The 11,423-nt window shown below is 66.2% G+C and carries 4 protein-coding genes; all 4 read right to left on the bottom strand.

From position 1 onward, the window contains the following. Positions 1–189: 189 nt before the first annotated feature. Positions 190–3,585 carry a transglutaminase family protein gene (locus tag G3480_RS05600; RefSeq protein WP_164652690.1) on the bottom strand — a complete coding sequence of 1,132 codons (3,396 nt, stop codon included), beginning with the start codon at positions 3,583–3,585 and terminating at the stop codon, positions 190–192. 190 nt (positions 3,586–3,775) lie between these two features. Further along, on the bottom strand, positions 3,776–6,967 hold the full coding sequence (locus G3480_RS05595) for an EAL domain-containing protein (RefSeq protein ID WP_164652689.1): 3,192 nt from the start codon (positions 6,965–6,967) through the stop codon (positions 3,776–3,778). 4 nt (positions 6,968–6,971) lie between these two features. Next, positions 6,972–7,403, bottom strand: a complete 432-nt coding sequence (locus tag G3480_RS05590; RefSeq protein ID WP_164652688.1) for a response regulator — start codon at positions 7,401–7,403, stop codon at positions 6,972–6,974. Beyond that, complete coding sequence (locus G3480_RS28250) at positions 7,400–11,392, bottom strand: PAS domain S-box protein (protein WP_240905607.1); 3,993 nt, start codon at positions 11,390–11,392, stop codon at positions 7,400–7,402. Before G3480_RS28250 ends, G3480_RS05590 begins: the two co-directional genes overlap by 4 nt. Positions 11,393–11,423 lie beyond the last annotated feature (31 nt).

Genomic DNA, 11,423 nt, shown 5'->3' with positions numbered 1-11,423 from the left:
CATAATTTTTTTTTTTGATTTTTTTTTTTTTCTCCCCCCGGGGCTTGGCGCGGGGCGGCGGGGGGGGGGCCCCCTTCCCCCTCCCCCCCCCACCCCCCCCCCCCCCCCCCCCCCCGCCCCCCCCCCACGGCTCGGTGGTGTGACTCCCGGGTGGGCCTGGGGGCTTCATCCAGCCCCCATCGCTCCCCCTCAGCAGCCTGGGCGATACCTCAGGTCGAGCGTGTAGGGATGCTCGTTCGCGGGCTCCGCAGGCGGTGGGTCGATCTCGCCCGGCGTGTGGCCCAGGACCCGGAAGCGTGCGATGCGTCGGCTCTCGGCCTCGTAGCTGTTGACCGGGAAATTGCTCTCGCTGCGGCCGCCGGGATGGGCGACATAGTAGGTGCAGCCGCCCAGACTGCGCCGGTTCCAGAGGTCGACGATCTCGAACACGAGCGGGTTGTGCGACGGGATGGTCGGATGCAGCCCGGATGGTGGGCTCCAGGCCTTGAAGCGGATGCCCGCAACGGACTCCGCGCGACGCCCCGTCGGCCGCAGCGGGACGCGCCGGCCGTTACAGACCAGCACGTGCCGCTCATCGGTCAGGCCGTTGACCTTGACCTGCATGCGCTCGACGGCGCTGTCGACGAAGCGCGAGGTGCCCTGCGCCGTCACCTCTTCGCCCAGGACGTGCCAGGGCTCGATGGCGGCGCGCAGCTCCATGTCGATGCCGTTCTCCGTGACCAGGTCTCCGTAGTGCGGGAAGCGGAACTCGAAGAAGGGCTCGAACCAGGCCATGTCGAAGGCATAGCCGGCGCGCTGCAGATCGCAGATGACGTCCTGGAAGTCTTGGCGGACGAAGTGCGGCAGCAGGAAGCGGTCGTGCAGTTCGGTGCCCCAGCGCACCGGCTTGCGGCGGTAGGGATCCTTCCAGAAGCGTGCGACCAGGGTACGCAGCAGCATCATCTGAGCAAGGCTCATGCGTGGGTGCGGCGGCATCTCGAAGGCCCGGAACTCCAGCAGTCCCTGACGTCCGGCGGCGCTGTCCGGCGAGTAGAGCTTGTCGATGCAGAACTCGGTGCGGTGCGTATTGCCGGTGACGTCGGTCAGCAGGTTGCGCAGGACGCGGTCGACGATCCAGGGCTGCGGCACCTCGCCGGGCGGCATCTGCTGGAAGGCGATGTCCAGCTCGTAGAGTCGGTCGTCACGCGCCTCGTCGACCCTGGGGGCCTGACTGGTTGGACCGATGAAGAGCCCGGAGAAGAGGTAGGACAGGCTCGGATGGTGTTGCCAGTAGGCGATGAGGCTCTGGACCAGGTCCGGCTTGCGCAGCAGGGGGCTGTCCGCCGGCGTGGGACCGCCGAGGGTGACGTGGTTGCCGCCGCCCGTGCCCGTGTGGCGGCCGTCGAGCATGAATTTCTCGGTGCCGAGCCGCGTCAGATGAGCCTCCTCGTAGAGGATATGGGTGTCCCGCACCATCTGGTCCCAGCTCTCGGCGGGGTGGATGTTGACCTCGATGACGCCCGGGTCGGGCGTGACGCCGAGTTTTTGCAGGCGCGGATCGCGCGGCGGCTCATAGCCCTCGATGATGATGGGCATGCCCAGCTCGGCCGCGGTGTCCTCAAGGCAGAGGACTAGATCGAGCCAATGCTCCAGGTGCGTCAGCGGCGGCATGAAGCAGTAGAGCCGACCCTCGCGCGGCTCGATGCAGAGCGCGGTGCGGATGAGGTCCGGATGCAGATCGGCGCGCATCGCGACTTGCGGCTGGATCGGCTGCTGCGAATCGTCAGAGGGTGTCAGGCGACCATAGCGGGCCGCCAGGTCGCGCGGCTGTGCGCCCTGCTCGCGGATGCTTTGAGGGGCTTGGCTGGGTTCGACCACACGGCTGTAGCGGCGGGCGACCTCGTCGAAGGGGGAGCGTAGCGGATCGACCGGCTCGAAGGGATTGCGATCAGGGACCTGGTCCAGCTCCGCCTTCGGGACGTGGGGCAGGGCATCCAAGGGCAGGCGAAAGCCCATGGGCGAGTCGCCTGGGATCAGGAAGAGATGACCGTCGCGGAAGCTCCAGCGCCCGCTCTTCCAGCCGCCGTCGACGCCGAAGCCCCACCAGCGCAGCGGCAGCACATAGCCCGCGACCTTGTCGAGACCCTGGTTGAAGAGCCGGGCGATGCGCTTGCGCTCGTTGGCGTCCTTGAGCTTGCTGTCGAGCGGATCGACGTTGGCGGGCAGTCGGGCCTCCCGCCAGAGGTAGTACCAGACGTCCTCGTGGGCCTTGCCGGCGTGCTCGGGGTCCACGCCAAGGTGACGGGCGAGGGTGCGGATGAAGGTCTCTGCCTCCTCCGGGCCGTGATCGTAGCTGGTGCTCTCCTGGCCGAGCAGTTCGGGATCGCGCCAAACGGGTTCGCCATCCTTACGCCAGTAGCAGGAGAGTGCCCAACGCGGCAACTGTTCGCCGGGGTACCACTTGCCTTGGCCGATATGCAGCACGCCGCCGGGCGCAAAGCGCTTCTTCAGGCGTAGCAGCAGTGCTTCGGCAAGGCCCTTCTTCGTCGGCCCCAGGGCGGCGATGTTCCACTCGGCGCCGTCCATGTCGTCGATGGAGACGAAGGTTGGCTCGCCGCCCATGGTCAGGCGCACGTCGTTGGCCTTCAGCTCGGCGTCGACCTGGTGTCCCAGGGTCTCGATCGCCTGCCACTGCTCCGAGGTATAGGGCTTGGTGACGCGCGGATCTTCGTGGATGCGCTCGATGCGGTTGTGGAAGTAGAGTTCGACTTCGCAGGTGCCGGTGGCGCCCGTGATGGGTGCGGCGCTGCGCGGCGAGGGCGAGCAGGCGAGTGGGATGTGACCCTCGCCGGCGAAGAGCCCGGACGTCGGGTCGAGACCGATCCATCCGGCGCCTGGCACATAGACCTCGGCCCAGGCATGCAGGTCGGTGAAATCGCGCTCGGGACCTGAGGGGCCGTCGAGCGACTTGACGTCGGCGGTCAGCTGAACCAGGTAGCCCGAGACGAAACGCGCGGCCAGGCCCAGGTGCCGCAGGATCTGAACCAGCAGCCAGGCGCTGTCGCGGCAGGAACCGCGGCGGGTCGAAAGGGTGTGCTCGCAGCTCTGAACGCCGGGCTCCATGCGGATGACGTAGCCGATGTCCGTTTGCAGGCGCTGATTGAGATCGACCAGGAAGTAGACGGTCTCGCGCTTCTTGAGATCGACGCTGGCAAGCCACTCTTTGATCAGAGGGCCGTCGTCGGTGATCTCGAGATAGGGCGCGAGCTCCTTGCGGAGGTCCGACTCGTACTCGAAGGGGAAATGATAGGCGTGATCTTCGAGGAAGAAGTCGAAGGGGTTGATGGTGATCATCTCCGCGATCACGTCCACTTCGATCGAAAGGGTGCGTGCCGTCTCGGGGAACACCAATCGCGCCAGATAGTTGCCGAAGGCATCTTGCTGCCAATTGATGAAATGCTCTTCGGGTTGGATCTTGAGCGAATAGGAGCGGATCGGCGTGCGGCAATGGGGCGCCGGGCGCAGTCGCACCACATGGGGCGACAGGGCGACCGAGCGGTCGAAGCGGTATTCGGTTTTGTGGTTTAGGGCAACCAGAATCGACATCGGGAAGGTGTTCCTAGGCTGATATCTCAAGGGGGCGCGAGAAAGGCTCCATGGCTGATGGCCAAGGGAGAGGAGCCGCGTGTGACGGCTAACCATCCCACAAAAGCCGCCGTCTGTCTCGCACCTCGATCTGATCCGTTGCTTGCACCAAGAAGGCGCAATGGCCGACGCCGCGCTGGTCGTGAGTGCCTCAGCTCGGGCTGAGGTGGCGCCGTTCGAAGTCCGTCGCCGGAACCGGGCGCCCGAGGAGGTAGCCCTGGCAGCCGCGACACCCCTGGCGTCTGAGGAAATCGAGCTGCTCCTGCGTCTCCACACCCTCGGCGATGACCTCGAGCTTGAGGTTGCGCGCCATGGCGATGATGGTCGCGGCGATCTCCATATCGTTCTCGTCCTCGGGGATGTCGCGCACGAAACTCTGGTCGATCTTGAGTTCGTCGATCGGGAAGCGCTTGAGGTAGGCGAGGGATGAATAGCCAGTGCCGAAGTCGTCGATGGACAGGCCGAGGCCAAGCGCCTTGAGGGTCTGCAGCCGCTCCACCGCCTCTGTGCCCTGATCCATGATGATGCTTTCGGTCAGCTCGAGCCTGAGCTGTTGAGGTGGCAGCCCGGTCTGCTCGAGTACGGCCTTGACCTCATTCGCCAGCTCTGGATTGCGGAGCTGACGGCCGGAGAGATTGACCGCCATCATCATCTGTGGAAATCCAGCCTTCAGCCAAGCCATGCCCTGGGCGCAAGCCGTGCGCAGCGCCCACTCGCCGAGCGGGACGATGAGCCCGGTTTCCTCGGCGAGCGGGATGAAGCGCGCGGGGGAGACCAGCCCCTCTTCGGGTGAGCGCCAGCGCGCCAGCGCCTCGCAGCCGATCAGCCGGCCGCTATCGGTTTCGAACTGAGGCTGGTAGTAGAGCACGAATTCATCGTTCGCGAGCGCGCGGCGCAGCCGCGCTTCCAATGCGAGGCGCTCCTTCGCCGCCCGGGTCAGCGAGGGGGTGTAGAAACGGTAGGTGCAGCGGCCCTCTTCCTTGGCCTGATACATGGCGACGTCGGCATGTTTGATGAGGTCCGTGACCGTGTCGCCGTCGTCCGGATAGAGGCTGATGCCGATGCTCGCGCCCATGTAGATCTCGGGTCCGCTCGGCAGGCGAAAGGGATGCTCCAGCAGGCTCAAGAGACTCTCGGCGATCTCTGCGGCGTCTGCGGGACGCTCTAGGTGCTCGATCAGTAACAGCAGCTCGTCGCCGCCCAAGCGACCAAGGGTGTCGTCCTCGCGCAGCCGTGCGCTGAGTCGCTGGGCCAGTGCTTGAAGCAGCTCGTCACCGATCGGGTGTCCCAAGCTGTCATTGACGGTCTTGAAGCGATCCAGGTCGATGAAGAGCACGCCGACGCGGTGTCCCTGCCGGTCGGCGTGATCCACGGCATGCTGCAGCCGCGACTGCAGCAGGCGGCGATTGGGCAGATTGGTCAGCGGATCGTAGTGGACCAGGTGCTCCAGGCGCGCCTCGGACTCCTTCAGGCGGCTGATGTCGGTCATGACGCCGACGTAATGGCTTGGTCGGCGCTGGCTGTCGTAGACGGTACTGATGCTGAGGATGAGCGGATAGGCCTCGCCATTCTTGCGCCGGTTCCAGATCTCGCCTTGCCAATGGCCGGTGGCCGAGATGCTGGCCCACATCGCCTGGTAGAAGGCGCGATCCTGGCGATTGGAGCGCAAGAGTCTCGGTGTGCGACCCAGGATTTCAGCCTCCGTGTAACCGGTGATCTCTGTGAAGGCACGGTTGACGGCGAGGACCTTGGCGTCGAGATCCGTGATGATGAACCCCTCGCGGGTGGCGTCGAACAGCGCGGCCGCCTGGCGCAGCCTGGTGTCGGTGATGACGTGCGCCACCGCCCGTCCGGCCATGCGCGCGAACTCGCCGACGAGATCGCGCTCCGCCGGCGTCGGCTCGTGCGCCTGTGCGTAGCGGACCTTGAGGTGCCCAAGTACCTTTCCTGCCTCGTCCTTGAAGGGCAGGGCCCAATCGACGGGCGACGCGTCCGTTGTGATCGGCTCGGCCGGTAAGCGCGCGTCGGACTGGGTCTCGATGACGATCCGCATGTAGGGATGGATGGCTTCCAGGCGCTGGGAGATCTCTCCGAGGATGTCGGCGAGCGGACGATCCTTGATGAGCGCGTCCAGCACGCTCATGCGGGTCTCGCGCACCTGCTCGACCTGCTTGGGCTCAGTGACGTCACGCCAGGCCCCGGTCGCCTCACCCGACTCGCCCGTGCCGACCAGATCGAGTTCGTCATGGATCCAGCGAACCTGGCCTTGCCCATCGAAGAACCGGTAGCTGTGCACCATCCGTCCGGTCTTGAGCAGGCCGTTCAGGCGTGCCAGCGTTTCCTCCCGATCGTCCGGATGCACACGGGTCGTCCACCAGTCCCTTTGGAGCATCTCGGTCGGGGTGTGTCCCAGTAGGCGGGCCACGTTCTCGCTGACCCAGGTGAGCGGGAGGTCGCGGGCGGCCAGGCTGCGGGTGTAGAGGACGACCGGGCTCGCCGCCAGCGCGAGCGCGAGCCGCTCGGACGTGGCTTGCAGATTGGCGCGCTCGCGCGCGAGTTCAACTTGCCCCCAGGCCTTTTCGAGTGTCGCTGGGATCTGGTGCAGATAGCCCTGGTGCTTGGAGACAAAGTCGTTCACCCCGAGGTGGATGGCGCGCGTTGCCACCCTCTCATTGCCCTGACCCGACACCATGACGATGGGGATGTCCAGTCCGCGCTCGGCGCGCAGCACCTTGACTGCCTCCAAGGCGTCTAGACCGGGCAGACGGTAATCCAAGAGCACCAGGTCGAAGTCCGCGGCGCTGCGGGAATGCGCCGGAAGACGTGCCAGTAGCGCCTGCACATCGCTGACCACGGTGAGACGGATGTGCGGGGCATGGCGTGCGAGGTGGCGCCGGGTCAGGTCGATGTCTGCGGGATTGTGCTCGGCGTAGAGCACCCGCAGCGGGCGTGCACGGCGGCGGTGGGCCTCGACGAAGCGCTTTCTGGCATCGCGCAGGGTGGCGGGCAGGCGCTCCAGTGCGTCGACGTCCTTGGTCAGATAGTCGTCGGCCCCCGCCTGGAGGGACGCAATGGCCGATTCTTGGTCCCCGGAGCCGGTCAGCATGACCACGGCCAGGGGCAACTGCTGCTCACGGATCCAAGTCAGCAGTTCCAGCCCTGAGCCGTCCGGCAGGCGCAGATCCACCAGGGCCAGGTCATAGCTGTTGACGCCCTGCAGGCGTTCGCGTGCCTCGGTTTGGCTCGTGACCAGGTCGAGTGCGATCTCCGGTGCCTGGCGGGTGCACAGACGTTTGGTGAGATCGGCGTCGGTTGGAGTGTCTTCGACGTGTAGAACGCGCATGGCCTCAACTCGGGGGGTGATTGAGCAGACACCAATAGAGTTCGATCTGCGCTGCAACCTCCATGAACTTGTCGAAATTGACTGGTTTGACGATGTAGGAGTTGGCGTGGAGGCGGTAGGCGGTATCGACATCGCGATCCTCCCCGGATGAGGTCAGGACCACCACCGGCAGAGATTGGGTGAGCGGGTGCGCGCGCAGCTGTCGCAGCACCTCGAGCCCGTCGATGCGGGGCAGCTTGAGGTCGAGCAGCATCACCAGCGGCAGCGGCTCGCCGGCCTCCCAGCGCGGGATCCAGTCCAGCGCCTCCTGGCCGTCGCGCGCCACCTCGATGGGGTTGCTGAGCTTGCGGCCCCTGAGGGCGCGCAGGGTGAGGTCCAGGTCCATGGGGTTGTCCTCGACCAGCAGGATGGGGCGCAGGCCCGTGTTGTCGATCATCGCGTTAGCTCCAGATGGAAGGTGGCGCCTTGGCCGGGGGCGCTTTCGGCCCAGATGCGCCCGCCCATGCGCAGCACGGCCTTGCGCACGATGGCCAGGCCGATCCCGGTACCGGGATAGTCTTCGGCACGCTGCAGCCGTTGGAAGATGTCGAAGATACGGTCATGGAAGCGCATGTCAAAGCCGATGCCATGGTCGCGGATGCTGACCTCGACGACATCCGCGGCCGCTCGGCCGCTCATCTCGATCAGGGGCGGCTCGCCCGGGCGATGGAACTTGAGCGCATTGTCGAGCAGGTTGCGCATGGCGATGGCCAGGCCGTGGGGGTCGGCGCGGGCGGTGAGTCCCGCCAGATCGATCTGGACCTTCGCGCCGGTTGCGCGCAGCACGTCCTCGCGCTCGGCGAGCAGTTTGGTCATCAGTTCGCCGAGGTCGACCGGGACCTCGACCAGCCCGCGCCGCTCCATGCGTGAGTAGGCGAGCAGGTCTTCGATCAACTCGCCCATCTGCTCCACGCCCTGGCGTACGTTACGCAGAAAGAGCTGGCCCTCCTCATTGAGCTGGTCCAGGTGGTCCTCCAGCAGCAGCCGGCTGTAGCCGTCGATCCCGCGCAGCGGGGCCTTGAGATCATGGGAGACCGAGTAGGTGAAGGTCTCAAGCTCCTTGTTGATGGCCGCCAGCTCCGCGGTGCGCGCCTGGACGCGCTCCTCCAGCTCTGTGTTCATGCGTTGGACCGCTTCCTGGCGTTGTTTGCGCTCAGTGATGTCCGTGACGAAGGCGTAGTAGTAGTCGACCTCTCCCAATGCGCTGAGCATTTCATGGGCGTAGAGCTCGACCGGAACCCGCGAGCCGTCCTTGCGGGTGTATTCCTTCTCATAACGCAGCGGCTGGCCGTCACGATGGATACTTTCCAGTGCGGCGCGTTCTGTCTCCCGCCACTCTGGCGGGGTGAGGTCTTGCAGCCAATTCGCCCCGCCGACCTCGGTGCGATCGTAGCCGATCAGGTCGAGGAATGCCTGGTTGTAGAGGCCGAGGCGTCCATCCAAGTAGCCGACCGCCATCGGCTGGCTGGAGCGCTCGAGCAGCGTCGCCAGGACATCGGTCTCCCGACGCTGGGCTTCGAGCGCCGCCTGGGCGCGGACGCGCTCGCTGATGTCGCGCACCACGGCGATGAGCCTGGTGGTCTCGGGAATGTGGCTGAGGCGTGCCTCGAAGCGCCGCGCGCCATCGGGCATCTCCAAGTCGTACTCGTAGGTCACCAGCCCGCCTTCGCGCTCCAGGAGGACGAAATTGCGCTCGAAGATCTCGGCGATCGCCGGTGGCAGGACGTCTTGCATCCGCCTGCCGAGGAATTGCTCCGGCTCGGCATAGAGGTCGCCGTCGCGGCTGGCGCGGTAGTCGCGGATGGTCCCGTCCTCGTCCATGAGGAAGAAGAGATCGGGCAGGACCTGAAAGACCAAGTCCAGCATTGCGCCACGCTCCCGTGCTTCGCGCTCGGCGAGTGTGCGGCTGGTGATGTCCTGAATGGCGCCTTCGAGCCGGACGACACGCCCATTCTCCTTCACCGGCAAGCCGATGGTACGCACCCACTTGCGCGCGCCCTTGACCGTGGTCATCTCGAGTTCCAGCTCGTAGGGGCGGCCGTTCTCGATCGCGTCGCCGATCGCCTGTTCGATTGCGAGGCGGCTGGGTCCGGAGAAGACGGCGAGCCCTTCGGCGACGGTTACCCGCTGGCTCGGCCCGAGATCATGGATGCGCGCGGTCTCGTCGGTCCAAGCGCCTTCACCCGTGGCGACATCGAATCCCCAGCCGCCGACCTGGGCAAGCCGGCTGGTGCGGTCCAGGAGGTCGCGCTGCTGGCGCAGCGCCTGCTCGGCGACCTTGCGCTCGGTGATGTCGCTAAAGAAGACCGAAAGGCCGTCACGGGTCGGATAGATGCGGTTCTCGAGCCAACGTGACTGGGTCTCTAGGTAGTCCTCCACGCGGGTCATTTCGCCGGTGCTCATGGCCTTCCGCAGAGCGGCCTGGATCGGCCGGTCGATGCCGTCGGGGAACTCGCTCCAGAGCTGCGTGCCGACCAGCTCTGCCGGATCGCGCCCGAGCAGGATGCCGGCCTGGGGATTGACGTACTGGAAGCGCCAGTCGTGGTTCAGGCTGACGAAGCCGTCGCTCATGGTCTCGAGCAAATCGCCCAGGCGCCGGTTGAGCGTCTCGCTCGCCTGGTCGCTCTCCAGCAGCTGGAGCGCGAAGCCGATATCGGTCGAGAGCTGGTCGAGCAGATCGAGCTCGGCGGCGTCGAAGAAGCCCACCTGGTCCGTGTAGAGGCTCAAGGTGCCACGTACCTGATCCGAGACCATGATGGGGAAAGCGGCGATGGCACGGTAGTCCAGTGCCAGCGCGGCCTCGCGCCAGGGGGTCATGCGTGGGTCCTGGGCGATGTCGTTGCAGACGCAATGCTGGGCTTGCCGCAGGGCGAGGCCGGCGGGGCCCTTTGATCGGGGGGTGTCGGCGAGCGGGATGCGTAACTGTTCCAGATAGTCGCCCGTTTCGCCGGCATGCGCGACCGGGCGCAGCAGGCTGCTCTCCGGATCCGCCATGCCGAGCCAGGCCATGCGGAAGCCGCCGATCTCGACCGCGATGCGGCAGGCCTCCCAAAGCAGCCTCTCCGGGTCGCGCATGCGTATAATGGCCCCATTGATGCCGGTCAACACGGCGTGAATGCGGTTGAGGCCGCGGATGCGCTCCTCGGCCTCTTTATGCGCGCTGATGTCGCGGGCAATGCCGAGCACCCCGAGCACGCGCCCTTGGGGGTCGAGCACGGGGGTGTTGATGGTCTCGAACAGACTGCGATGGCTGTCGTTGGCGAAGGTGCGCCACTCTTCGTTGACCACGGGGCCGGCGGCGGCGATGGCGGCTCGATCCTTGGCGCGGTAGAGATCCGCGACCTCGGCGGGGACGAAATCAGCGTCGCGCTTGCCCAGAATTTCGGCCTCCGATGCCCCATAGAGCTGCTCGAAACGCGGATTGCAGGCTAGATAGACACCGCTCGGATCCTTCAGCCAGATGAGATCCGGGATGGTATTCAACAGGGTCCGCAGGCGTCCCTGGGTGCGAGCGAGATCCAGGCTGCGGCGCAGCAGGAGGTAGGTCATGACGCCTGCGGACAGGGCGATCACCAATCCGGCTAGCCGGATCAGCCACAACATGAGCGATGACTGTCCCCAACCGCCTTTGGGGATGGCTGCCAACTGCCAGCTGCCACCGGGCAGATCGATATCGAGGGTCACGGGCTGCTGGTCGGCGATTCGAGGGTCGCCGAAGAAGACCGGCCCCGCGGCGCCGGTCCCGTCCGTGCCGCGCAGCATGAGCTGCAGTTGGGAGTGCTCGTCCAGGAGGCCCGCCTGACGATAGAGGGTGTCCGCGTCGATGACGGCGGAGATCAGGCCCCAGGGGCGCGGTTGCGTATCGGGCTCGCTCGCCGGGATGAAGACCGGCTCCCGGAGGATGATGCCGATGCCGCCTTGAAGCAGGGGCAGCGGGCCGTCGAGGATCGGCCGACCCGTGCGCATGGCGCGTAGGGCGGTTTGGCTCTGAGTGGAATGGGTTCGGTAGTCCAGTCCGATCGCCGCCTCGTTGTCGGCGATGGGGTACATGAGCGAGACGACCAGGTCAGGCGCTCCGGCGATGTTGCGCAGCGCGTGGCGCGCATCCACCAGCCCCTGGGCGATGCGGGCGAACTCCGCCTGGTCGATGTCCGGATGGGCGGATATCACGGCGGTCAGGCCGTGGACTAGGAGCAGATGGGCGTTGATGACGCCAAGCAGGCGCGCGCGCACCGCGGAGAGGTTGGTCAAGACGCTGACACGCTCCTGCTCCAGGGCGCGTCCCTGGGCCAGTCGCTCGATCAGCTGCTCCGTCACCAGCACCAGCAGCATGGCCAGAAGGGCAGCCAGCCAGGGTGACTTGGGCCTGCTCACATGCTCCTGCATCGCATCAGTCTCCCGTACCTTCGACTCAGTG

The organism is Thiorhodococcus mannitoliphagus (assembly GCF_010915725.1).
In the GTDB taxonomy this organism is placed as follows: domain Bacteria; phylum Pseudomonadota; class Gammaproteobacteria; order Chromatiales; family Chromatiaceae; genus Thiorhodococcus; species Thiorhodococcus mannitoliphagus.
Note: the sequence above shows the minus strand (reverse complement) of the source record. Positions and strands in the feature narration are given on the sequence as shown.

Excerpts from the sequence above, each read along its gene's own strand:
- G3480_RS28250 (WP_240905607.1), bottom strand. The coding sequence starts at position 11,392 with ATGCAGGAGCATGTGAGCAGGCCCAAGTCACCCTGGCTGGCTGCCCTT.
- G3480_RS05600 (WP_164652690.1), bottom strand. The coding sequence starts at position 3,585 with ATGTCGATTCTGGTTGCCCTAAACCACAAAACCGAATACCGCTTCGAC.
- G3480_RS05595 (WP_164652689.1), bottom strand. The coding sequence starts at position 6,967 with ATGCGCGTTCTACACGTCGAAGACACTCCAACCGACGCCGATCTCACC.
- G3480_RS05590 (WP_164652688.1), bottom strand. The coding sequence starts at position 7,403 with ATGATCGACAACACGGGCCTGCGCCCCATCCTGCTGGTCGAGGACAAC.